The following is a 22,752-nucleotide window of genomic DNA, read 5'->3' as shown; positions in this document are numbered from 1 at the left end:
CAGGGGGGCTATGCGCTGTTTAGAGCGACTTCCACAACGAATCAAAATTCCCCTCTTGGTCGCCGCCACCCTCAGTCTCGGCTGAGTCTTCCGGGTGATAGGAAAACTGGTTGAAGCTGTGGGTACTGGTCACCCGGCGGTCCAGGCCGGCGCGGCGTTCCTGGCCGTTGGTGTTGATCAGTACACGCTGGCCCTCCTGGAACGGCAGGCGTGGGGCGATCATGGTGGGAGGCAGGTCGATGGCGCTGATCTCGGGCAGTAACAAGCCGCGCAGGTAGTGACCGTGCTCGTTCTCTTCCCGGACCAGTTGCAGCCCACAAGGCTGGGCATGGGGTGCGACCAGTTCGATGCCCATCTGCATGGCGCCGTTGCGCACTTGTCGGATCCAGCGCACCACGGCAACGCTCCAGGCTTGGTCACTGCTGTCTCGAATGCCGATCATTTCACCGGCTTGAAGCTGTTCCGGCACTTCCTTGGGCCAACCGAGGCAATAACCGCCAGGGCTGTGGTTGATGATCGGCAGGTCGTAGGTGGGAAAGTGGTGCTGATTGTCGGAGCTGGTGCCGTCGTCATCGGCCGGGTTGACCGGGTACTCGATTTCTTCATAGGGCAGCAGGTCGCTGTCACCGGCGGGGGCGGCGTCGAAGGCCTGCTTCCAGGCGTCGTTTGTCTTGCTCGGCGAGGCTTCGAAGCGGGCTTTGCGGGTGGTGGGGCTTTTCAGGATTTCGTTGAAAGAGCGCTCGCCGCCGAGGTAGTAGTGCAGCGCACTCATGCCCACGCACAGGGTCAGCGTGCCGTTGCCCTCGGTGCGCTGGAAGCTGCGTTCGGCCGCTTCGCCCCAGGCCGCTTGCAGGTGATGCAAGGTGTCGACGCTCATGCCGCCAGGTACTGGCAGGTTGTTCTCGGCAGGTTGTTCCAGGTGAGTGGCGATTGCACGCACCAGGGGCTGGGGATCGAAGCCCTGCAAGGTCGGCTGCTGTTCGGCTCGGAACTTGGAGCGGTAGCGCGGCCCGACATCCAGCTCCGGCGCGACCGCGAACAGGCTGCTGGCAGCGGTGGCAGGGTCCAGCTTGACCCACTGGCTCCAGGATTCGAGCACTTGGGTCAGTCGCCCGATCTGGCTCTGGCGCAGTTGATTGCTGCGTGACGCGCCCAGCAGCAGGGCGACGACATAGGTTTGCTCGGCGTTCAATTGATGAACCTGGCTGGCCAGGTCATCACTCACGCTCAGGTGCTGCAAGCGGTGCAGGCAAGCGATCCGGTACAGCTGATGCAAATCGAGCCATAGCCCTTCAGGTACTGGGCTGTACAGCTGGCTGGCGCGCAGCAGCGGGCCGTTGAGGGCATGTATCGCCCGTTGCAGCGCGGTGCTCAGTAGGCGAGCCCGATCCTTGGTGTATTTCGAGGCGATACGCGCCACGATCTGTTTGTAGCCCATCGCCAGTTGGGTTTGCAGGGCCTGGCACAGGTTGACGATCTTGCGCGAGCGCTCATCCAGCACGATGGCCTGTTGCAGGAAGTGCCGCTCCAGGTGCTTGCAGACGTAATACACCTCGGGCCGCAGCAGCTCGAGCAGTTGCAGTCGATTGTCGCTGGGCGTGAGCAGTTGGTTGAGTTCACCAAGGGCCTGGTACAACAGGCGGGCGGTTTCGCCGATGTTGGCCTTGGGCAGGTTGGCGATCCAGCGCTTGAGGTCCCGTGGCGTGGCATCGCAGAACGACAGGCGTGATTGCGTTGGGGGCTGGACGCGCAATAGCTGGAGAGGGCTGGTCTCATTCATGCCGTGGTCGGGCTCCGGCGGGAAATGAAAGGGATGTTTCCAACTCTAGCAGCTGAGAGGCAGGCGTGTTGTCCTGAATGTGTTGTGGGAGCAAAGCTTGCTCGCGATGCAGGTGCCGCGATTTTTAGACCGCGTTATCGTTCATCGCGGGCAAGCCTTGCTCCCACAAGCCTTGCGCCACAGGCCTACTTCTATAGGTATAGGCCTGCTTCAAAGGGCTGGCATGAATCAGGCTTTTGGCAGTGCCAGGCCTTGACCCATCTGCACGGGCGAACCGGCCACCAGTTCCTCGGCCCATTTCACTTGATCCGGACCAAACAGCACGATGGCGGTCGAACCCAGCTTGAAGCGGCCCAGTTCGGCGCCTTTTTCCAGGTGGATCGGCGCACGGGCGACTTCGTCGTAGCGGAAAGTCTTGAGTTCGCGCTTGGGCGGTGTCACCAGGCCGGCCCAGACGGTTTCGATGGACGCCACGATCATCGCGCCCACCAGCACCACGGCCATCGGCCCGCGTTCGGTGTCGAAAATGCACGCCACGCGTTCGTTACGAGCAAACAGTTCTGGAACGTTTTCGGCGGTGGTCTGGTTGACCGAGAAAATTCGTCCTGGGATATAAACCATCTCCCGCAGGGTGCCGGCCAGCGGCATGTGCACGCGGTGGTAGTCCTTGGGGGAAAGATAGATGGTGGCAAAATCGCCGCCCATGAACGGCGCCGCGTTGGCTGCATCGCCGCCCAGTAGCTCCAGTACGCTGAAGCTGTGGCCCTTGGCCTGGAATACCCGGCCGTGCTCGATCGGGCCGAGCTGGCTGACGGCACCGTCGGCGGGGCTGAGGATGGCGCCCGGGGTTGGGTCCAGCGGACGCGCACCGTCTTTCAGGGCGCGGGTGAAGAAGGCGTTGAAGTGCTCGTACGCCGTCAGGTCTTCCACCAGGGCCTGGGACATGTCCACTTGGTAGCGCTTGGCAAACCACGCGGTGAAGGCGTTCTTGAACCAGCGCACGCGGCATTCGGCAATGCAGCCGGCCAGCCGCGACAGCAGGTGGTGGGGCAGCAGGTATTGAGTGAGGATGAACAAACGGTTTTTCATTAACTGTCCTTAAGAACCTTCAAAGCTCGATGGGGGTATCGGGGTGGTTGCCCCATTCACCCCAGGAACCGGCATAGCCTTTGACTCGTGGATAACCGAGCGCCTTGGCCACCAGGTAGGTGAAGCCGGAGCGGTGGTGAGTCTGGCAGTGGGTGATGATTTCTTTGTCGGGCGTGATGCCCAATTGTTCGAGGATTTGCGGCATGTCCTTGCGGATGCGCAGGTTGCGCTCCTGGTCCATGCCAGCAGTCCATTCGAAATTGACCGCTCCGGGAATGTGCCCGCCTCGGGCTGCGACGACTTTCTCGCCGGAATACTCCAGCGGGCCGCGAGCGTCCCAGATGGCCAGGTCGGCAGCGCCGAGACGGCTTTGCAGATACTCGCGGGTAGCGGTGGGAGCATCGTGCAGTGTCAGGCTGACCGGGCCTGCAACTGGTGCAGGGACGTCGACGGACACCGGCAGGCCTTCGGCCAGCCACGACAGCAAGCCGCCGTCGAGGTAGTGGTAGTTCGAGTGACCGATCACGTCCAACAGCCAGATAAAACGCCCGGCCCAGCCGCCGCCTTCATCGTCGTAGACCACGTAGACCGCATCCGGGTTATGCCCGAGCTCGCCGAACAGTGCTTCGAGGTCGGCTTTGGCTGGCAGCAGGCCCGGGGCTGGCGGCTGGCCGAGCTGGGTGCGTTTGGGATCGACGAAGCGTGCACCGGGAATATGCCCGGTGCTGTAGCGGGCGGCGCTGGTCAGGTCCACCAGAATCAGTTCGCGGGCGTCGAGGCGCGGTAGCAGTTCGCTCGGCTCGATCACCAGTGGCAAGCCAGAGAAGTCAGGCATGTGAGGTCTCCAGGGGCGCAAAGGGAAAGGATTGTAGCAAGTTCAGCGGCCGCGGTTGGTAAAGGTATGCAGGGCCCGTTCGATGCATTGCACGGTTTTGCCGAAGGCTTGCACGGTCACGTCCGAGAACGGCCCGCCGCCCTGGTCCACCGCCACCAGCATGATGACTCGGCCATTGCAGGTCAGTGAGCGCAACAGCAGGTGCTCACCCCGGAACAGGCTGCGCAGGCCCGGTGGCAGCAGAGCCGAAAACTGCGCATTGTTGTCCGGGTTCAGGCGAACCTGGGCCTGCTGGGCCAGCAACCGCTGCAATATCTTGCTCTGGCTGATGGTAAAACTCATGGCCGCGGCTTCTTTCGGCAGGCCGGCGGTCTGGTGTACGCGCACGCTGGCCTGGCTGCGGTCGGCCATCAGGATCATCACCCGACGCATGCCACAGGCCACCAACACGTCCCGTGCCGAGGTGGTCAAGTGCATGGCATTGCGAAAGGGGCTCGGTTCCACCAACAGTGCGGAGCATTGCTTGCGCCACTGGCTCAGGTCTTCGGCGCTGGGTGGGGCGGGGGGGAGCAATCCGGGGTGGATGCGACGGCTGTCCCAGGGCCAGAGCAACGCCACGGCCGGGTGCCAGAGGTCCGGCATGGCGTCATGACGGGCGCTGGTGACAGCTTGTTGGTGCAGTTGTTGCTGGACCTCATCCATCGGCATCTGCAGATACAAACTGGTGAGGTATTGCCAGCGGACAATGTGGGGGCTGTCCCAGGCCTGTTGCGCTGAAAGTGCCAGGCCGTTGGCCAGCAATACGGTATTGGCCGGTTGATTGAGCCAGCGCCGCAGCGTCGGGTCATCGTCCAGGCGATTCTGTTGGCGCAGTGGGTGTTCGCTGTCCCGGGCGATGCGCAGCACTCTTACCAGCTCGCGGCGTTCATTGAGCAGCAGGCGATAGCCCTGCATCACCCAGATCGGCAAGCGCCAGGTTTCTACCAGCGCCAGGCAGATCTTCAGCAGGCTGACGCCGAACAATTCGCGCTCGACCTTGCTCGCGGGCTCACCTTTATGGACGACCCGCAACTCCCACTCCCCCAGCAACCGCGGGTGAGTCAGTGCCAGGGGCCAGAGCGGCGACAGAAACAACAGGCTGCCCCAGTGTATGTCCTGCCACAGTCGCGCCAGGCGGCTGGCAAAAAAGCCATTGGCCTGTTGCGTGGCGTGCTGGCTGATCAATTGCAGCTGGCGCAAGGCAACGGGGATTTCTTGCCCCGGCAACGACGGCAAGCGAGCGAGCAGTTCCTCGGTGCGCTTGAGGCCGAGACGGTTGATGGCTACTTCGAGATTTTCCGCCGGTTCTGCAAGGCTGCCATGGGTGTGATGGTTGGCCTCGCGGATGACGCTCAGGGCCAGGGCCGGGCTGTCCTGCATCAGTTCGGCGATGTCGCGCAACGAGCGGCGGCTGTCGGCAATGGCCTTGCAGACCAAGTCATGACTGGCCTGGGGCACTGGTAGGTGCACGCCGTCCAGCAGCTTTACCCAGCCTTCGAGCGTGGTCGGTCGCGGCGTTGGAACCTTAGTTTCGTTAGTCATGGCTGGACGTGATCATCGTATGAATTCTCTACGCCCGAAGCGGGCCAAACTGGCTTTTCGCCAGAACTGGCTATAGTCTGGCGCAGTTTTGCCGATAAGTAGAAGAAGAGATTTTTCAGCTTCCGAATATGACCTTGAACCCGACTTAAATAAGTACTTTCTATCTATGGCTAAAATTATCGGCATCATTGTCGTGTTCGCGAGCGTACTCGGCGGATACGTGCTCTCCCATGGCAAGATTGCCGCCCTGATCCAGCCTTTCGAGGTGATGATCATCGGTGGCGCGGCCCTTGGCGCATTCCTGCAGGCCAACCCTGGCTATATGACGATGCACGTGCTCAAGAAGTCCCTGGGCATGTTCAGTTCGCGTTTCAGCCACACCTTCTACCTCGAAGTGCTGGGCCTGATCTACGAGATTCTCAACAAGAGCCGCCGCGAAGGCATGATGGCGATCGAAGGCGATATTGAAGACGCCGCTGCCAGCCCGATTTTCGCCAAGTATCCTGCGGTGCTCAAAGATGCCCGCATGACGGCGTTCATCTGTGATTACCTGCGCATCATGTCGTCCGGCAACATGGCGCCCCATGAGCTCGAAGGCCTGTTCGACATGGAGCTGTACAGCCTCAAGGAAGACCTGGAGCACCCTTCCCACGCAGTCACCGGTATCGCCGACGCCATGCCCGGCTTCGGTATCGTCGCGGCGGTATTGGGCATCGTGGTGACCATGGCTTCCCTGGGCGACGGCGACCAGAAGTCCATCGGCCTGCACGTGGGGGCGGCACTGGTGGGTACCTTCTTCGGTATTCTGGCTGCGTATGGTTTTTTCGGCCCACTGGCCCACTCCCTGGCCCATGACGCCAAGGAAGAACTCAACGTCTACGAAGCCATCAAGGCTTCCCTGGTGGCCTCGGCCTCGGGCATGCCGCCATCGCTGGCGGTGGAGTTCGGTCGCAAGGTCCTGTACCCGGCGCACCGTCCAAGCTTCGCCGAGCTGGAACAAGCGGTTCGCGGTCGTTAAGTCATGGAAAATAACCAGCCGATCATCATCAAGCGCGTCAAGCGCATAGCCGCGGGGCATCACGGGGGCGCCTGGAAAATCGCCTTCGCCGACTTTGCGACGGCGATGATGGCGTTCTTCCTGGTGCTGTGGCTGCTGTCCACCGCGACCCCGGAACAGAAGATCGCCATCGCCGGTTACTTCAAGGACCCGGTCGGTTTTACTGAAAGCGGCACGCCGTACATCATCGACCTGGGTGGTTCACCGACCCTGGCGCCGGACACGACCCTCAATCCTGAAGTCAAATCCGAGCCCCAGCCCGACAAGGTGACGGTGGATTCCGAGCAGGTCGAAGGCATGGCCGAGCAGATCGAGCGCGAACGCCTGGAATTGTTGCTGCAGGAATTGCAGAACAAGGTCGAGGAGAACCCGCAGCTGCAGAAATTCAAGGACCAGATCCTGTTCGAGATTACGCCGAACGGCTTGCGCATCCAGATCATGGACGCCGAGAACCGGCCGATGTTCGATTCCGGCAGTGCGCGCCTGAAACCTTATTTCGAAGACATCCTGCTGGCCATGGCCGACACCATCAAGGCGGTGCCGAACAAGATCAGCATCAGCGGTCATACCGATGCCAAGCCCTACGTCGGCAAAGGTGATTTCGGTAACTGGGAGCTGTCCGCCAACCGCGCCAACGCGGCGCGTCGTGCCCTGGTGGCTGGCAGCTATCCGGACGAACAGGTGGCGCGGGTGGTCGGTTACGCATCCTCGGCGTTGTTCGACCGCAAGGACCCGTTCAACCCGGTCAACCGGCGTATCGATATCGTGGTGTTGACCAAGAAGGCCCAGCAGGCCATCGAAGGTTCGCAAACCGACGACCCGGCGCCGGATCCGGCCCAGGGCCAGGGCGCACCGGGTGAAGTCCCGGCGACGCCTGGTGCTGCGGTTGATCCGAACGCCTTGCCGGCGGACCAGCAGCCCGTGCCGGCCCATGAGCTGCGCGAACGTCTGAACCTGTTCGACGATGCTGCGCCCAAGCCTGCTGGAACGCCTGCGCAGTGACCTAAGGGCCGATACAGACCTGTGGGAGCAAGGCTGGCCCGCGATGAAGGCGATGCGGTCTTTCAGAGACCGAGGTGCCTGTTTCGCGAGCAAGCTTTGCTCCCACGAATCCCCTCGCCACAAAGGTGTCCGGTCGGGTCAGTAACTGCTTTCCGGCAGGCTGGCGATGATCGAGCGGTAGCTGTTCATCCGTTGCTGATGCACACGACCTTCTTCCAAGGCCTTGAGCAGGGCGCAGCCGGGTTCGCGATCGTGCTTGCAGTCGCGGAAGCGGCAGGTGCCGATCAGCTCGTTGAACTCGATGAATCCGGCTTCGACATCGGCCCGGCTCACGTGACCCAAGCCAAACTCACGGATGCCCGGTGAGTCAATCAATTCACCGCCGCCGGGGAAGTGGAACAGTCGCGCGGTGGTGGTGGTGTGGGTGCCCTGGCCGGACAGCTCGGACAGTGGCCCGACACGGGTCTCGACGTCCGGCAGCAGGCTGTTGACCAGCGACGACTTGCCGACACCGGACTGGCCGACGAACACACTGATGCGCCCGTCCAGTTGCTGCTGCAATTGCTCCATGCCGTTGCCGTGATGGGCCGAGACTTCCAGCACCGGGTAACCCAAGTCCCGATAGACCGACAGCAAGGCGTTCAGCGCCGGAGCGTTGTGTTCGTCGATCAGGTCGAACTTGTTGAGCAGCAATAACGGTCGGATGCCAGCATGCTCGGCGGCTACCAGGTAACGGTCGATCAGGTTGGCGTGGGGTTCGGGCAGCGGGGCGAACACGATGACGATCATGTCGACGTTGGCGGCCACGGGCTTGAGCTGGCCCCGACTGTCCGGACGGCACAGCTCGGTGTGGCGCGGCAATTGTGCGACGATCACGCCGATGCCCTGGTTGCCGGCACGCCAGACGACCTGGTCGCCCGTCACCAGCGCCGGCAGGTTGGCGCGCAGGTGGCAGCGGAATACCTGGCCGGCCAATTCGCCTTCCCGGGCCTCGACCTCGACCTGCACGCCGAAGTGGGCGATTACCAGTCCGGTCTGTTCAGGGCCCAGGTCGCCACCCTCCAGGGCTTCGACAGCACTGGATTCGCGTTTGGCGGCGCGGGCGGCGCGCTCGCCCTGGATCTTTTCGATGCGCCAGTTCTGACGACGATTGAGTTGGCGTTTGGCCATGGGTGTTCCGTATGAAGAAATACAGCGAATAGGGTAAAACGGCCGCGAGTTTAGCACGCCCAAAGGCCGGCCTAGGCTAAACTGCGTGGCTACGCCGAGGAGCCTCCCCTATGCAAAACCCGCAGAACCTGATCTGGATCGACCTGGAAATGACCGGTCTGAACCCTGATACCGACGTCATCATCGAAATGGCCACCATCGTCACCGACAGCGACCTCAACACCTTGGCCGAAGGCCCGGTGATCGCAATCCATCACAGCGACGAGATCCTGGCCGGCATGGACGAATGGAACACCCGCCAGCACGGCGGCTCGGGCCTGACCCAGCGGGTGCGCGAAAGCAAGATCAGCATGGCCGAGGCCGAGGCCCAGACCATCGCCTTCCTGGAACAGTGGGTGCCAAAGGGCAAGTCGCCGATCTGTGGCAACAGCATCTGCCAGGACCGTCGCTTCCTCTATACCCACATGAAATCCCTGGGGAAAGCTACTTCCACTACCGCAACCTGGATGTCTCCACCCTCAAGGAACTGGCCGCCCGCTGGGCCCCGCAAGTGCGCGACAGCTTCCAGAAGGGTGGCAGCCACCTGGCCCTGGACGACATTCGCGAGTCCATTGCCGAGTTGCAGCATTACCGTAAGCACTTCATCAAGTTCTAACCGGCACCCCAGCGGCTGGCCAGATTGCTTTTGTGGCGAGGGAGCTTGCTCCCGCTGGCCTGCGCAGCAGGCCCCAACAGCTTCAGGTAGGCCGAATTGTCCGGTTTGGCGGCTGCTGCGCAGCCGAGCGGGAGCAAGCTCCCTCGCCACAGGGGTAGTTGGCGGTATGGCGCTCAGGCAGAAGACGCTGCTGCGCCCCTCTTTTGGTGCCTGCCCAAACTGGCTAGACTGCGCGCCTTCCCGTACGGACCGCCATCATGTTGCTGATGCTTTATCTGATCGCCATCACCGCCGAAGCCATGACCGGCGCCTTGTCTGCCGGGCGTCGGGGCATGGACTGGTTCGGCGTGGTGCTGATCGCCTGTGTCACGGCGCTGGGTGGCGGCTCGGTGCGCGACGTGCTGCTCGGTCATTACCCGCTCACATGGGTCAAGCACCCCGAATACCTGGTGCTGACCACGGCAGCGGCGATGCTGACGGTGTTCCTGGCGCGCTGGATGCGCCATTTGCGCTCGTTGTTCCTGGTGCTCGACGCCGTGGGCCTGGTGGCGTTCACCCTGATCGGCTGCATGACGGCCCTGGAAATGGGTCATGGCATGCTGGTGGCGTCGGTCAGTGGGGTGATCACCGGGGTGTTCGGCGGCATTCTGCGGGACATCTTCTGCAACGATATTCCGCTGATCTTCCGTCGTGAACTTTACGCCAGCGTCTCGTTTGCCGCGGCATGGTGTTATCTGCTGTGTGTCTTCCTGCAACTGCCGAACGAACAAGCGATCCTCATCACCTTGTTCGGTGGTTTCCTGTTGCGGCTCCTGGCGATTCGCTTCCACTGGGAAATGCCGAAGTTCGTCTACAACGACGAAGTTTGACGCTCGGCATGTTGGCGCAACGCCCACTCCACGTGCTCGCGCACCAGCTCCGACGGGTAGTCGCGCCGGGCCTCCAGAGCTTGCAGCACGGGAATCGTCGAGGGCGCATTACCCAGGCCCACCGCCAGGTTGCGCAGCCAGCGCTCGTAGCCGGCGCGGCGCAGCGGTGAACCTTCGGTGCTGCTGAGGAAAGTCGCCTCGTCCCACATGAACAGCTCGGCCAACCCGGCATTGTCCAGGTTGTGCCGTGGTTTGAAGTCGCTTTCCCCGGACGGTCGGGCGAAGCGGTTCCATGGACAGACGATCTGGCAGTCATCACAGCCGAACACCCGGTTGCCGATCAACGGCCGCAGCTCCTCGGGGATGGCGTTTTTCAGTTCGATGGTCAGGTAGGAAATGCAGCGTCGGGCGTCAAGCACGTAGGGCCCGACGAAGGCATTTGTAGGACAGATATCCAGGCATGCGGTGCATTTTCCGCAATGTTCGCTGGCATGGGGCGGGTCCACCGGCAGGGGCAGATCGACAAATAGCTCGCTCAAGAAGAAATAGCTGCCGGCCTTGCGGTTCAGCACCAAGGTGTTTTTACCGATCCAGCCCAGCCCGGCCTGTTCGGCGATGGCTTTTTCCAGCACCGGCGCGCTGTCGACGAAGGCGCGATAACCGAAGGGGCCGATGACCGCCTGAATTTTTTCTGCCAGTTGTTGCACGCGTTTACGGATCAATTTGTGGTAATCGCGGCCCAACGCATAACGCGAGACGTAGGCTTTCTCCGGTTGACCGAGCATCTGCGCCATGTGCGTGTCGCCCGACAGGTAGTCCATGCGCAGGGACACCACCCGCAGCGTACCTGGCACCAGCTCCTCGGGGTGTGAGCGTTTGCTGCCGTGGGCGCCCATGTAGTCCATTTCGCCGTGGTAGCCGGCGTCGAGCCAGCGTTGCAGGTGTTGCTCATGCTCGGCAAGGTCCAGGCCGCTGATGCCGACCTGCTGGAAACCCAGCTCGCGGCCCCATTCCTTGATGGATTGGGCGAGGGCGGGGAGGTCTGTGGGAATGGCAGGCATGAGGCGAGAGAAACCAGAGCTGAGATGCGTATAATTCTGCCAGACATCGGAGCCCGAAGACGCATGCCGCACACTAAAGATGATTTTCCCGACGCGCTGTACAGTGCTGCGCAGGTCCGGGCCCTCGACGCACAACTGATCGCGGCCGGCACCGCCGGTTTCGAATTGATGCAGCGTGCTGCCCGCGCCACCTGGCGAGCGATTGTTCGGCGCTGGCCTGACGCCCGCGAACTGACCGTGCTGGCCGGGCATGGCAACAATGCGGGTGATGGCTACCTGGTCGCTACCCTGGCCCGGCGCGCTGGCTGGTCGGTGCGGGTGCTGACGGTGGGCGAGCCCCGGCGATTGCAGGGCGACGCGGCCAATGCCCATGCCGAAGCCGTGGCGGTGGGCGTGCCGATGGAGCCATGGTCGGATGAGGCAGAGTTGCGTGGCGTATTGCTGGACGCACTGCTGGGCACGGGCCTGAGTGGCGATGTGCGCGAGCCTTATGTGCAGGCCATCGATACGATCAATGTCAGCGGCCTGCCGGTCGCGGCGGTGGATATTCCCTCGGGGTTGTGTGCCGACACCGGGCGGGTGCTGGGCACGGCGGTGACGGCTGACCTGACCGTGACCTTCATTGGCTTGAAACTGGGCCTGTTTACCGGCGAAGCGGCGGACCGGGTCGGTGAACTGGTATTCAATGATCTGCACGCCGACCCAGATATTGTTGAAGCCACACCGGCCAGTGCCCGACTGCTTTCACCCCATAATCTGCCACGTCTGACACCTCGCGCCGCCACGTCCCACAAAGGCAAGTTCGGTCACGTGCTGTTGATCGGTGGCGACCGGGGTTTTGGCGGTGCGATCCAGATGAGTGCCGAAAGCGCCCTGCGCTGCGGTGCGGGCATGGTGTCGATGGCGACCCGCAGCGAGCATGTAGCGGCTGCGCTGACGCGTTTACCTGAAGTCATGGTGCAGGGTACCCATTCGGCGAACCAATTGATGGGCTTGCTCCAACAGGCCAGCGTGCTGGTGGTCGGGCCAGGCCTGGGCCAGGCCGCTTGGGGGCGTAGCCTGTTGTCGGCGGCGGCCAATGCGTCGCTGCCGCAAGTGTGGGATGCCGATGCGCTGAACCTGCTGAGCAACGGTGACGTTGGTTTGCCCGAGCAGTGTGTGATCACCCCACACCCGGGCGAGGCGGCGCGATTGCTGGGGATATCCACAGCCCAGGTGCAAGCCGATCGCCCGGCGGCGGCCCATGCATTGAGTCAGAAATACACCACCACGGTGATCCTCAAGGGCGCCGGCAGCCTGATTGCCAGCCCGGATGGTCGCCTGGCGGTTTGCAGCCAGGGCCATCCGGCCATGGCCACGGCGGGCCTGGGGGATGTGTTGGCCGGCGTGGTCGGTGCCTTGCTCGCCCAGGGCATGGAGAGCTTCGAGGCCGCGTGCCTGGCGGTCTGGCTGCATGCCAGTGCTGGCGCCCAGGCCGGTCGTGCGGGGCGGGGGTTGGCGGCGACCGATCTGATCCCGACCATTCGTCAGTTGTTGGAGGAGCATTCACCGTGTCTGAAGTAACCCTGTACGTGGCCGACGAACACGCCATGACACAATTTGGCGCTCGCATCGCGCAGATCACCGCCGGCCATGGCCTGATTTTTCTCGAAGGCGACCTTGGCGCGGGGAAAACTACCTTGTCCCGTGGCATCATTCGCGGCCTCGGGCACGTCGGCTCCGTCAAAAGCCCTACGTTCACCCTGGTCGAGCCCTACGAGATCGGCGACATTCGCGCCTTCCATTTCGACCTGTATCGACTGGTGGATCCTGAAGAGCTGGAATTCCTCGGTATCCGCGATTATTTCGAAGATGACGCCTTGTGCCTGATCGAATGGCCCCAGAAGGGTGCAGGCTTTTTGCCAAAGCCCGACCTGACCATTACCATTGGCGCGCAGAACGGCGGGCGTTCGCTGAAACTGACGCCGCAAGGCTCGCGTGGCGAGTCGTGGTGTGCCGCTTTGGCATTGGAAACTAATTGATGATGGGGTTTGGTATGCGCTTTCGCGCGGTGGTTGCTGTCGTAGGACTGTTGCTTACGGCACTGGCCGTCGATGCTGTGGCCGAGACAAAGGTCAACAGCGTTCGCCTCTGGCGGGCGCCGGACAATACACGGCTGGTGTTTGACCTGACGGGCCCGGTGCAGCACAGCGTATTCACCCTGACCGCCCCGGATCGCCTGGTGATCGACATCAATGGTGCGACCCTGGGCGCGCCATTGAACGTGGCGACCGCCAACACGCCGATTACCGCGATGCGCTCGGCCCAGCGTACGCCGACCGACCTGCGGGTGGTCATCGACCTGAAAAAAGCCGTGACCCCGAAAAGCTTCACCCTGGCCCCCAACGCCCAATACGGCAACCGGCTGGTGGTGGACCTGTTCGACAACCCGGCCGATGCGGCGCCACCTCCACCGCCGCCGACCAATGTCGCCACGGTCCCAGCGGTGCCGGTGACCCCTACCGAGCCTGCGCTCAAGCTACCACCGGCCCCGGCCGGCAAGCGCGATATTATCGTGGTGATCGATGCCGGTCACGGTGGCGAAGACCCTGGAGCCTCGGGCTCGCGCGGACAACGTGAGAAGGACGTGGTGCTGTCCATCGCCCGCGAATTGCAGCGCCAGGTCAATGGCATGAAAGGCTTCCGCGCCGAGCTGACCCGTACCGGCGACTACTTCATTCCCCTGCGCGGGCGTACCGAAATCGCCCGCAAGAAGGGCGCCGACCTGTTCGTCTCCATCCACGCCGACGCCGCGCCTTCGGCCGCTGCGTTCGGGGCCTCGGTGTTTGCCCTGTCCGACCGTGGCGCCACCTCCGAGACCGCCCGTTGGCTGGCCGACAGCGAAAACCGTTCCGACCTGATCGGCGGTGCCGGCAACGTCAGCCTCGATGACAAGGACCGGATGCTCGCCGGTGTATTGCTCGATTTGTCGATGACGGCCTCGTTGACCTCCAGCCTCAACGTCGGCCAGAAAGTCCTGAGCAACATCGGTCGCGTCACGCCGCTGCACAAGCAGCGCGTCGAACAGGCCGGGTTCATGGTGCTCAAGTCGCCGGACATCCCGTCGATCCTGGTGGAAACCGGCTTCATCTCCAACTCCAACGAGGCGTCCAAGCTGTCGTCCTCCAGTCATCAGCAGGCCCTGGCCCGTTCCATCAGCAGTGGCGTGCGGCAGTTCTTCCAGCAGAATCCACCGCCAGGTACCTACATTGCCTGGCTGCGCGATTCCGGCAAGATTGCCCAGGGCCCGCGGGACCATCGGGTCAACCCCGGCGAAACCCTGGCGATGATCGCCGTGCGTTACCAGGTGTCGCCTGCGACCTTGCGCAGCGCCAACAACCTCAAGAGCGACGAGCTCAAGATCGGCCAGACCCTGACCATTCCCGGCAATGACGTGGCGGTTCAGCAATGAGTGACGAAGTGATCGGCAGCAACGCCCGCATCGAGCTGCTCAGCCCCCGGCTGGCGAACCAGATCGCCGCCGGCGAAGTGGTCGAGCGGCCGGCGTCGGTCATCAAGGAGTTGCTGGAAAACAGCCTCGACTCCGGGGCCAGGCGCATCGATGTGGATGTCGAGCAAGGCGGCGTCAAGCTGCTGCGGGTACGCGATGACGGTGGCGGTATTTCTTCCGAGGACCTGCCGCTGGCCCTGGCGCGTCACGCCACCAGCAAGATTCGCGACCTGGAAGACCTTGAGCGGGTCATGAGCCTGGGCTTTCGGGGGGAGGCGCTGGCGTCCATCAGTTCGGTGTCGCGCCTGACTCTCACCTCCCGCACCCGTGACGCCGAACAGGCCTGGCAGGTCGAGACCGAGGGCCGGGACATGGCCTCTCGCGTCCAGCCCGCGGCCCATCCGGTGGGTACCTCGGTGGAAGTGCGCGACCTGTTCTTCAACACTCCGGCCCGGCGCAAGTTCCTCAAGGCCGAGAAGACTGAATTCGATCACTTGCAGGAAGTCATCAAGCGCCTGGCCCTGGCGCGTTTTGACGTGGCGTTCCATTTGCGCCACAACGGCAAGACCATTCTCAGCCTGCACGAGGCCCATGATGATGCGGCCCGTGCCCGCCGTGTCGGCGCGGTGTGCGGTGCCGGTTTCCTGGAGCAGGCATTGCCCATCGAGGTGGAGCGCAATGGCCTGCACCTGTGGGGTTGGGTCGGGTTGCCGACGTTTTCCCGCAGCCAGGCGGACTTGCAGTATTTCTACGTGAACGGTCGCGCTGTGCGCGACAAGCTGGTGGCCCACGCGGTGCGCCAGGCTTATCGCGATGTGCTGTTCAACGGTCGGCATCCGACCTTCGTGCTGTTTTTCGAAGTCGACCCGGCGGTGGTGGACGTCAACGTGCACCCGACCAAGCACGAAGTACGCTTTCGTGACGGGCGCATGGTCCACGATTTCCTCTATGGCACCTTGCACCGTGCCTTGGGCGATGTGCGCCCGGAAGATCAATTGGCGGCTCCGGCGGCAGTGGCTGGCATGGTCCGGCCAACGGGGCTGGAAGCGGGCGAGTTCGGCCCGCAGGGCGAAATGCGCCTGGCGGCCAACGCGCTGCTGGAACAGTCCCCGCCGCAACCGAGCTACAACCCGGCCGGGAGCGGTGCCGGCAGCGGCTACCAGTATCAATACACCCCGCGCCCGCAATCCAACGTGCCGGCGGCCGAGGCTCAGGCAGCCTATCGCGAGTTCTTCAAACCCTTGCCTGAACCCGGTGCGGTGGCATTGCCCGACGGCCAGGGCGATATCCCGCCGCTGGGCTATGCCCTGGCACAACTCAAAGGCATCTATATCCTTTCGGAAAACGCCCAGGGCCTGGTCCTGGTGGATATGCACGCCGCCCACGAACGGATCATGTACGAGCGGCTGAAAATCGCCATGGCCAGCGAAGGCTTGAGCGGCCAGCCGCTGTTGGTGCCCGAATCCCTGGCCGTCAGCCAGCGCGAAGCCGATTGTGCCGAGGAACATGTGGCCTGGTTCCAGCGCCTGGGCTTCGAATTGCAGCGCCTGGGGCCGGAAACCCTGGCGATCCGCCAGATTCCGGCGTTGTTGAAACAGGCCGAGGCCAATCGCCTGGTCAGCGACGTGCTGGCGGACTTGATGGAATACGGCACCAGCGACCGGATCCAGGCGCACCTGAACGAACTGCTCGGCACCATGGCCTGCCACGGCGCGATCCGCGCCAACCGGCGCCTGGCCCTGCCGGAAATGAACGGCCTGCTGCGGGACATGGAAAACACCGAGCGTAGCGGTCAATGCAACCATGGCCGGCCGACCTGGACCCAACTGGGCCTGGACGACCTGGACAAACTGTTCCTGCGCGGTCGTTGATGAGCCAGTTGCCTCCTGCGATTTTCCTGATGGGCCCGACCGCCGCCGGCAAGACCGACCTGGCGATCGAGTTGACCAAGGTTTTGCCCTGCGAGCTGATCAGCGTCGATTCGGCCCTGGTCTACCGGGGCATGGACATCGGCACTGCCAAGCCGTCAAAAGAACTGCTGGCCGAATTTCCCCACCGCCTGATCGACATCCTGGACCCGGCCGAGGCGTATTCAGCGGCCGACTTCCGCCGTGACGCGCTCCAGGCCATGGCCGAAATCACCGCGCGAGGCAAGATCCCGCTGCTGGTGGGCGGCACGATGCTGTATTACAAGGCTTTGGTCGACGGGCTGGCGGACATGCCGGCGGCCGATCCCGAGGTGCGCGCGCAGATTGAAGAAGAAGCCGCGCGCCTTGGCTGGCAAGCCCTGCATGAGCAATTGGCGGTCATCGACCCGGAGTCGGCGGCGCGTATTCACCCCAATGACCCGCAGCGGCTCAGTCGGGCCCTGGAGGTTTATCGGGTCAGCGGCCAGAGCATGACGGCCCTGCGCCAACGACAATCTGCGCAAAGTACTGAAGCAGCCGCTTCGGGACTGCAACAATTGCCCTATACTGTCGCGAATCTGGCCATCGCTCCGGCGAACCGGCAAGTGCTGCATCGGCGAATTGAACAAAGATTCACATTAATGTTGGAACAGGGGTTCATAGACGAGGTCGTAGCCCTGCGTGAGCGAAGTGACCTGCATCCCGGGTTGCCGTCTATACGTGCGGTAGGTTATCGACAAGTCTGGGATTACCTGGACGGCAAGCTGACGTCAGCCGAGATGCAGGAGCGTGGGATCATTGCCACGCGCCAATTGGCGAAACGCCAGTTCACCTGGCTGCGCAGCTGGACTGACCTGCATTGGCTCGACAGTCTCGATTGCGACAATCTGCCACGCGCCTTGAAATACCTTGGGACCATCTCCATATTGAGCTGAGTCCTTGCAATTGCCGTCTATCCTTGGGGGTGTGACGGCCCAAGCCATCTGATTCCGATTTTTATAATTGATCCTTAAAGGAGTGCGGCACATGTCAAAAGGGCATTCGCTACAAGACCCTTACTTGAACACTTTACGTAAAGAGAAAGTTGGGGTGTCCATCTATCTGGTCAACGGGATCAAACTGCAAGGCACGATTGAGTCTTTCGACCAGTTCGTCATCCTTCTGAAAAACACCGTCAGCCAGATGGTCTACAAGCACGCGATCTCTACAGTCGTGCCAGTTCGTCCAATTCGTCTGCCTAGCGCAACCGAATCCGAAGGCGGTGACGCTGAACCGGGTAACGCCTGATAGGAGCCTCCTTTGTTCTTTGAGCGCCACGGTGGTGGTGAACGGGCCATTCTCGTTCACTTGGATGGACAGGACCCTGAGGCGCGCGAAGATCCGCAGGAGTTTCAGGAATTGGCACTTTCGGCCGGCGCCGAGACCGTCGCGTTTTTCAACGTGCCGCGTCATCGGCCAACCGCCAAGTTCCTGATCGGCAGTGGCAAGGTCGAGGAGTTGCGCGACCTGGTCAAGGCCGAGCAGGTCGACCTGGTGATTTTCAATCACATCCTCACGCCCAGTCAGGAACGTAACCTCGAACGTGTCTTCGAGTGTCGCGTGATCGACCGTACGGGGCTGATCCTCGATATCTTCGCCCAACGCGCCCGCACCCATGAAGGCAAGCTCCAGGTCGAACTGGCCCAGCTTGAGCACATGAGTACGCGGCTGGTTCGCGGCTGGACTCACCTTGAGCGGCAGAAAGGCGGTATCGGTCTGCGCGGCCCGGGTGAAACCCAGCTGGAAACCGACCGGCGCCTGTTGCGGGTTCGCCTGCGCCAGATCAAGGGGCGGCTGGAAAAGGTCCGCAGCCAGCGCGAGCAGTCGCGACGCGGCCGCAAGCGCGCGGATATCCCGACGGTTTCACTGGTGGGCTATACCAACGCCGGCAAATCGACCCTGTTCAATAACGTCACCCAATCCGACGTCTACGCCGCCGACCAGTTGTTCGCCACGCTCGACCCGACCCTGCGCCGGCTCGACCTGGACGACCTCGGGCCGATCGTGCTGGCCGACACCGTAGGCTTCATCCGTCACCTGCCGCACAAGCTGGTCGAGGCTTTCCGGGCTACGCTCGAAGAGTCGAGCAACTCCGACCTGCTGCTGCACGTGATCGATGCCGCCGAACCGGACCGGATGCTGCAGATCGAGCAGGTGATGGTGGTGCTGGGTGAGATCGGAGCCCAGGACTTGCCGATCCTCGAGGTATACAACAAACTCGATTTGCTCGAAGGCGTGGAGCCGCAGATCCAGCGCGATGCCGATGGCAAGCCGCAAAGGGTCTGGCTGTCGGCCCGCGATGGCACCGGCCTGGACCTGCTCAGGCAGGCCGTGGCCGAGCTGTTGGGCAACGATCTGTTTGTAGGCACCCTGAAATTGCCGCAACGTTTCGCCCGGCTGCGTGCGCAGTTTTTCGAGCTGGGGGCCGTGCAAAAAGAAGAACACGACGACGAAGGCGTCTGCCTGCTGGCTGTTCGCCTGCCTCGGTCGGAGCTCAACCGGCTGGTCAGCCGCGAAGGGCTGCAACCGATGGAATTCATCGAGCAACACACTTTGCAATAAAAGCCTGAGAAAGCTGTGTCAGGCATTCTGTAGCATTGGTCGGCGCGCCGTGGGTGCGTCTTTGCTTTATCAGATGGAGAGCGCTATGGCTTGGAATGAGCCGGGTGGCAACTCGAATAATCAGGATCCTTGGGGTGGCAAGCGTCGTAACAACGGCGACCGCAAGGGGCCGCCGGATCTCGACGAGGCCTTCCGAAAGCTGCAGGAAAGCCTGAACGGTTTGTTCGGTGGTGGTAAAAAACGCGGTGACGAGGGTGGTGGTCGTCCGGGCAAGGGCGGCGGTTTCGGCCTGCTCGGCATCGGCCTCGTCGTGCTGGCGGCTGTCTGGCTGTACAGCGCGGTCTATGTCGTGGACGAGCAGGAGCAGGCCGTGGTGCTGCGCTTCGGCAAGTACTACGAGACGGTTGGCCCGGGCCTGAACATCTATTTCCCGCCGATCGACCAGAAGTACATGGAAAACGTCACGCGTGAGCGGGCGTACACCAAGCAGGGCCAGATGCTGACCGAAGACGAGAACATCGTCGAAGTGCCGCTGACCGTGCAATACAAGATCACCAACCTGCAGGACTTCGTGCTGAACGTCGACCAGCCGGAAATCAGCCTGCAGCACGCGACCGAAAGCGCCCTGCGCCATGTGGTGGGTTCCACCGCCATGGACCAGGTGCTGACTGAAGGTCGTGAACTGATGGCCAGCGAAATCAAGGAACGCCTGCAACGGTTCCTCGATACCTATCGCACCGGGATCACCGTGACCCAGGTCAACGTCCAGAGCGCAGCGGCACCGCGTGAGGTCCAGGAAGCCTTCGATGACGTGATCCGTGCCCGTGAAGACGAGCAGCGTTCGCGCAACCAGGCCGAAACCTATGCCAACGGCGTCGTGCCGGAAGCCCGTGGCCAGGCCCAACGCATCATCGAGGATGCCAACGGTTACCGTGACGAAGTGGTCTCCCGCGCCAAGGGTGAGGCTGATCGCTTCACCAAGTTGGTGGCCGAGTATCGCAAGGCCCCAGAAGTGACCCGCCAGCGTCTGTACCTGGACACCATGCAGGAAGTCTTCAGCAACACCAGCAAGGTCCTCGTGACCGGCAACAAGAACGGCCAGAGCAATCTGCTGTACCTGCCACTGGACAAGATGGTCGAGAGCGGTCGCAACACCAGCACGCCAGCGACCAGTTCGGCGGCCGCCAGCAATGAAGCCAACGCTCGTGCGGCGGCGGATCTGCAGCAACAGCAAGCACGTACCAGGGAGAGTCGCTGATGAGCAATAAATCGCTGATCGCCCTTATTGTCGGTGTCGTCGTGGCGATCGCTGCCTGGAACTGCTTCTACATCGTGGCTCAGACCGAGCGTGCGGTGTTGCTGCAATTCGGTCGCGTGGTCCAGGCTGATGTCCAGCCGGGGCTGCATGTGAAGGTGCCGTACGTCAACAAGGTGCGCAAGTTCGACGCGCGTCTGATGACGCTGGATGCGCCGACGCAACGCTTCCTGACGCTGGAAAAGAAAGCCGTGATGGTCGACGCCTATGCCAAGTGGCGCGTGAAGGATGCCGAGCGCTTCTACACCGCGACCTCGGGTTTGAAGCAGATCGCCGACGAGCGCTTGTCCCGTCGCCTGGAGTCGGGCCTGCGTGACCAGTTCGGTAAGCGCACATTGCATGAAGTGGTGTCCGGTGAGCGTGATGCGCTCATGGCCGACATCACCCGTTCGCTGAACTCGATGGCAGAAAAAGAGCTGGGTATCGAAGTGGTCGATGTCCGGGTCAAGGCCATCGACCTGCCGAAGGAAGTGAACCGCAGCGTGTTCGAGCGCATGAGCACCGAGCGTGAGCGTGAAGCCCGTGAGCACCGTGCCAAGGGTAACGAGCTGGCCGAAGGCATCCGTGCCGACGCCGATCGTCAACGCCGTGTGCTGCTGGCCGAAGCCTATCGTGAATCGGAAGAGGTCCGTGGTGATGGTGATGCCCAGGCCGCTTCGATCTATGCCAAGGCCTACGGGCAGGATCAGGAGTTCTACGCGTTCTACCGTAGCCTGCGTGCCTACCGTGAAAGCTTCGCGAACAAATCCGACGTCCTGGTCCTGGACCCAAGCAGCGACTTCTTCCACTACCTGGAAAAGTCCAAGCCTTGATGCGACGTTGACCTGAGACACTCCGCCCGGCGGCTAAAGCGTCGGGCGGGGTGATCCTTTGGGAAAACGTGTGTATGATGCGGCAGCCGGGAAATTCCCGGCTTTTTTGCGTCTGCACGTTTGATTGCGGTTTTGGTTGCAGGCGTCGGGTTGAACGATCCGACAGGTTTTTCGAGGAAAGCGCTGGGCGAGGCCGATTGCGGGCCATTCGTCACGTCGCTCATGCGCGTGTTTTGCGTGTGGGCCAAGTGTTTTCTGCTTCACTCAAGGCTTGCCCGAGGGCTGGCCGCCCGGACCATAGGGGAATGGCGTAATGGCAACGGTAGACCGCTGGCTGCTGCCAGATGGCATCGAAGAAGTACTGCCACCGGAAGCTGCGCGTATCGAAGTAGCGCGTCGGCAGGTGTTGGATCTGTTCCAGAGTTGGGGTTACGAGTTCGTCGTCACCCCGCATATCGAGTACCTGGAATCCCTGCTCACCGGCGCGGGCCAGGACCTGGACCTGCGCACCTTCAAGGTTATCGACCCGCAGTCGGGCCGGCAGATGGGCTTTCGTGCCGACATCACGCCGCAAGTGGCGCGCATCGACGCCCACACCCTGCGCCGTGAAGGTCCGAGCCGCCTGTGCTACGCCGGCAGTGTGCTGCATGCCCAGCCGCGGGCCTTGTCGTCTTCGCGCAGCCCGATCCAGCTGGGTGCCGAATTGTATGGCGACGCCAGCCCGAGCAGCGACGTAGAAGTCATCAGCCTGATGTTGGCCATGCTGCAACTGGCTGACGTGCCGGATGTCCACATGGACCTGGGGCATGTCGGCATCTATCGCGGCCTCGCCCGTGCGGCCGGTTTGTCCGGCGAAGTGGAGCAACAGTTGTTCGATGCCCTGCAACGCAAGGCCATCGACGAGGTCATCAGCCTGACCGAGGGCCTGCCGGCCGATCTGTCGGACATGTTGCGGGCGCTGGTGGATCTGTGTGGCGGACGTGAGGTGTTGACCGCTGCCCGTGAGCGCCTGGCTCGTGCGCCGGCGCCTGTATTGGCGGCGCTGGACGACTTGCTGGCGATTGCCGAGCGTCTGTCGGTGCGCTTCCCCGAGTTGTCGCTGTATTTCGACCTGGGTGAGTTGCGCGGTTATCACTACCACACCGGCGTGGTGTTCGCCGTGTTCGTCCCGGGCGTGGGCCAGTCCATTGCCCAGGGAGGTCGTTATGACGACATCGGTGCCGACTTCGGTCGTGCCCGTCCGGCGACCGGTTTTTCTACCGATTTGAAAACCCTGGTGACCCTGGGGCGTGCTGAAGTCGAGCTACCGTCTGGCGGTATCTGGATGCCTGACAGTACGGATGCGGCACTCTGGCAAGCAGTCTGCCAGTTGCGCAGTGAGGGTCAGCGTGTCGTCCAGGCCTTGCCTGGGCAACCATTGGCCGCCGCCCGTGAAGCGGACTGCGACCGGCAATTGATTCAGCAGAACGGGCTTTGGCAAGTATTGCCGCTGGCTTCTTGAGTTTTCCTGCCGGCCGCGGCCGGCACC

19 protein-coding genes and 1 pseudogene are annotated in these 22,752 nt (G+C 62.5%); 14 read left to right on the top strand and 6 right to left on the bottom strand.

Annotation, left to right across the window (positions count from 1 at the left end; genetic code table 11):
- Positions 1-19: 19 nt before the first annotated feature.
- The 4 genes from GN234_RS15470 to GN234_RS15455 all read right to left on the bottom strand — a co-directional run bounded on the left by GN234_RS15470 (position 20) and on the right by GN234_RS15455 (position 5,285).
- Positions 20-1,780: a molecular chaperone gene (locus tag GN234_RS15470; RefSeq protein WP_109752152.1), complete on the bottom strand. Its 1,761-nt coding sequence runs from the start codon at positions 1,778-1,780 to the stop codon at positions 20-22.
- 228 nt (positions 1,781-2,008) lie between these two features.
- Positions 2,009-2,869, bottom strand: coding sequence for an archaetidylserine decarboxylase (gene asd, locus GN234_RS15465; protein WP_109752153.1), 861 nt, complete (start codon positions 2,867-2,869; stop codon positions 2,009-2,011).
- 19 nt (positions 2,870-2,888) lie between these two features.
- Positions 2,889-3,704 carry a rhodanese-like domain-containing protein gene (locus GN234_RS15460; RefSeq protein WP_109752154.1) on the bottom strand — a complete coding sequence of 272 codons (816 nt, stop codon included), beginning with the start codon at positions 3,702-3,704 and terminating at the stop codon, positions 2,889-2,891.
- Between the two features lie 42 nt (positions 3,705-3,746).
- Entirely contained in the window at positions 3,747-5,285 is a 1,539-nt protein-coding gene (locus GN234_RS15455) for an HDOD domain-containing protein (RefSeq protein WP_116834039.1), read from the bottom strand.
- 166 nt (positions 5,286-5,451) lie between these two features.
- On the opposite strand from GN234_RS15455, the gene motA reads away from it, so the two are divergent.
- Both motA and motB read left to right on the top strand, forming a co-directional pair.
- The gene (motA, locus tag GN234_RS15450) at positions 5,452-6,303 is read left to right on the top strand and encodes a flagellar motor stator protein MotA (protein WP_003197198.1); all 852 of its coding nucleotides are present in this window, start codon (positions 5,452-5,454) and stop codon (positions 6,301-6,303) included.
- 3 nt (positions 6,304-6,306) lie between these two features.
- On the top strand, positions 6,307-7,344 hold the full coding sequence (gene motB / locus GN234_RS15445; protein WP_176688728.1) for a flagellar motor protein MotB: 1,038 nt from the start codon (positions 6,307-6,309) through the stop codon (positions 7,342-7,344).
- Between the two features lie 138 nt (positions 7,345-7,482).
- Here motB and rsgA read toward each other — a convergent pair whose 3' ends face one another.
- Positions 7,483-8,514 carry a small ribosomal subunit biogenesis GTPase RsgA gene (rsgA, locus tag GN234_RS15440; RefSeq protein ID WP_028237543.1) on the bottom strand — a complete coding sequence of 344 codons (1,032 nt, stop codon included), beginning with the start codon at positions 8,512-8,514 and terminating at the stop codon, positions 7,483-7,485.
- Positions 8,515-8,624: 110 nt separating this feature from the next.
- Here rsgA and orn point away from each other — a divergent pair.
- Both orn and GN234_RS15430 read left to right on the top strand, forming a co-directional pair.
- Positions 8,625-9,169, top strand: a pseudogene (gene orn, locus GN234_RS15435) (oligoribonuclease).
- 254 nt (positions 9,170-9,423) lie between these two features.
- Positions 9,424-10,038, top strand: coding sequence for a trimeric intracellular cation channel family protein (locus GN234_RS15430; protein ID WP_170866829.1), 615 nt, complete (start codon positions 9,424-9,426; stop codon positions 10,036-10,038).
- Here the strand turns inward: GN234_RS15430 and queG are convergent.
- Positions 10,020-11,099, bottom strand: a complete 1,080-nt coding sequence (gene queG / locus GN234_RS15425; protein ID WP_109752157.1) for a tRNA epoxyqueuosine(34) reductase QueG — start codon at positions 11,097-11,099, stop codon at positions 10,020-10,022. The two genes, GN234_RS15430 and queG, sit on opposite strands and share 19 nt — an antisense overlap.
- 63 nt (positions 11,100-11,162) lie before the next feature.
- Here queG and GN234_RS15420 point away from each other — a divergent pair, with 63 nt between their 5' ends.
- From GN234_RS15420 to GN234_RS15375, 10 genes are all read left to right on the top strand, one after another.
- Positions 11,163-12,662 (top strand): NAD(P)H-hydrate dehydratase, encoded by a 1,500-nt coding sequence (locus GN234_RS15420; protein WP_176688727.1) that lies wholly within the window; start codon positions 11,163-11,165, stop codon positions 12,660-12,662.
- On the top strand, positions 12,650-13,120 hold the full coding sequence (gene tsaE / locus GN234_RS15415) for a tRNA (adenosine(37)-N6)-threonylcarbamoyltransferase complex ATPase subunit type 1 TsaE (protein ID WP_109752159.1): 471 nt from the start codon (positions 12,650-12,652) through the stop codon (positions 13,118-13,120). The genes GN234_RS15420 and tsaE overlap by 13 nt, the downstream gene beginning before the upstream one ends.
- Positions 13,120-14,550 carry an N-acetylmuramoyl-L-alanine amidase gene (locus tag GN234_RS15410; protein WP_109752160.1) on the top strand — a complete coding sequence of 477 codons (1,431 nt, stop codon included), beginning with the start codon at positions 13,120-13,122 and terminating at the stop codon, positions 14,548-14,550. Before tsaE ends, GN234_RS15410 begins: the two co-directional genes overlap by 1 nt.
- The gene (mutL, locus tag GN234_RS15405) at positions 14,547-16,460 is read left to right on the top strand and encodes a DNA mismatch repair endonuclease MutL (protein WP_116834041.1); all 1,914 of its coding nucleotides are present in this window, start codon (positions 14,547-14,549) and stop codon (positions 16,458-16,460) included. The genes GN234_RS15410 and mutL overlap by 4 nt, the downstream gene beginning before the upstream one ends.
- Positions 16,460-17,431, top strand: a complete 972-nt coding sequence (gene miaA / locus GN234_RS15400; RefSeq protein ID WP_109752162.1) for a tRNA (adenosine(37)-N6)-dimethylallyltransferase MiaA — start codon at positions 16,460-16,462, stop codon at positions 17,429-17,431. The genes mutL and miaA overlap by 1 nt, the downstream gene beginning before the upstream one ends.
- 91 nt (positions 17,432-17,522) lie before the next feature.
- Complete coding sequence (hfq, locus tag GN234_RS15395; protein ID WP_003186419.1) at positions 17,523-17,783, top strand: RNA chaperone Hfq; 261 nt, start codon at positions 17,523-17,525, stop codon at positions 17,781-17,783.
- A gap of 12 nt (positions 17,784-17,795) precedes the next feature.
- Entirely contained in the window at positions 17,796-19,097 is a 1,302-nt protein-coding gene (gene hflX / locus GN234_RS15390; RefSeq protein ID WP_109752163.1) for a ribosome rescue GTPase HflX, read from the top strand.
- An 85-nt stretch (positions 19,098-19,182) separates the two neighbouring features.
- Positions 19,183-20,355 (top strand): FtsH protease activity modulator HflK, encoded by a 1,173-nt coding sequence (gene hflK, locus GN234_RS15385; protein ID WP_109752164.1) that lies wholly within the window; start codon positions 19,183-19,185, stop codon positions 20,353-20,355.
- Complete coding sequence (gene hflC / locus GN234_RS15380) at positions 20,355-21,224, top strand: protease modulator HflC (protein ID WP_109752165.1); 870 nt, start codon at positions 20,355-20,357, stop codon at positions 21,222-21,224. The genes hflK and hflC overlap by 1 nt, the downstream gene beginning before the upstream one ends.
- Positions 21,225-21,537: 313 nt before the next feature.
- Positions 21,538-22,725, top strand: coding sequence for an ATP phosphoribosyltransferase regulatory subunit (locus GN234_RS15375; RefSeq protein WP_109752166.1), 1,188 nt, complete (start codon positions 21,538-21,540; stop codon positions 22,723-22,725).
- The last annotated feature ends 27 nt before the right edge of the window (positions 22,726-22,752 follow it).

It is taken from the genome of Pseudomonas bijieensis, assembly GCF_013347965.1.
Lineage (GTDB): Bacteria > Pseudomonadota > Gammaproteobacteria > Pseudomonadales > Pseudomonadaceae > Aquipseudomonas > Aquipseudomonas bijieensis.
Note: the sequence above shows the minus strand (reverse complement) of the source record. Positions and strands in the feature narration are given on the sequence as shown.

What these genes read in the sequence shown, in the direction of transcription:
- GN234_RS15470 (WP_109752152.1), bottom strand. Translation starts at nt 1,780, where the DNA reads ATGAATGAGACCAGCCCTCTCCAGCTATTGCGCGTCCAGCCCCCAACG.
- asd (WP_109752153.1), bottom strand. Translation starts at nt 2,869, where the DNA reads ATGAAAAACCGTTTGTTCATCCTCACTCAATACCTGCTGCCCCACCAC.
- GN234_RS15460 (WP_109752154.1), bottom strand. Translation starts at nt 3,704, where the DNA reads ATGCCTGACTTCTCTGGCTTGCCACTGGTGATCGAGCCGAGCGAACTG.
- GN234_RS15455 (WP_116834039.1), bottom strand. Translation starts at nt 5,285, where the DNA reads ATGACTAACGAAACTAAGGTTCCAACGCCGCGACCGACCACGCTCGAA.
- motA (WP_003197198.1), top strand. Translation starts at nt 5,452, where the DNA reads ATGGCTAAAATTATCGGCATCATTGTCGTGTTCGCGAGCGTACTCGGC.
- motB (WP_176688728.1), top strand. Translation starts at nt 6,307, where the DNA reads ATGGAAAATAACCAGCCGATCATCATCAAGCGCGTCAAGCGCATAGCC.
- rsgA (WP_028237543.1), bottom strand. Translation starts at nt 8,514, where the DNA reads ATGGCCAAACGCCAACTCAATCGTCGTCAGAACTGGCGCATCGAAAAG.
- queG (WP_109752157.1), bottom strand. Translation starts at nt 11,099, where the DNA reads ATGCCTGCCATTCCCACAGACCTCCCCGCCCTCGCCCAATCCATCAAG.
- GN234_RS15420 (WP_176688727.1), top strand. Translation starts at nt 11,163, where the DNA reads ATGCCGCACACTAAAGATGATTTTCCCGACGCGCTGTACAGTGCTGCG.
- GN234_RS15410 (WP_109752160.1), top strand. Translation starts at nt 13,120, where the DNA reads ATGATGGGGTTTGGTATGCGCTTTCGCGCGGTGGTTGCTGTCGTAGGA.
- mutL (WP_116834041.1), top strand. Translation starts at nt 14,547, where the DNA reads ATGAGTGACGAAGTGATCGGCAGCAACGCCCGCATCGAGCTGCTCAGC.
- miaA (WP_109752162.1), top strand. Translation starts at nt 16,460, where the DNA reads ATGAGCCAGTTGCCTCCTGCGATTTTCCTGATGGGCCCGACCGCCGCC.
- hfq (WP_003186419.1), top strand. Translation starts at nt 17,523, where the DNA reads ATGTCAAAAGGGCATTCGCTACAAGACCCTTACTTGAACACTTTACGT.
- hflK (WP_109752164.1), top strand. Translation starts at nt 19,183, where the DNA reads ATGGCTTGGAATGAGCCGGGTGGCAACTCGAATAATCAGGATCCTTGG.
- hflC (WP_109752165.1), top strand. Translation starts at nt 20,355, where the DNA reads ATGAGCAATAAATCGCTGATCGCCCTTATTGTCGGTGTCGTCGTGGCG.
- GN234_RS15375 (WP_109752166.1), top strand. Translation starts at nt 21,538, where the DNA reads ATGGCAACGGTAGACCGCTGGCTGCTGCCAGATGGCATCGAAGAAGTA.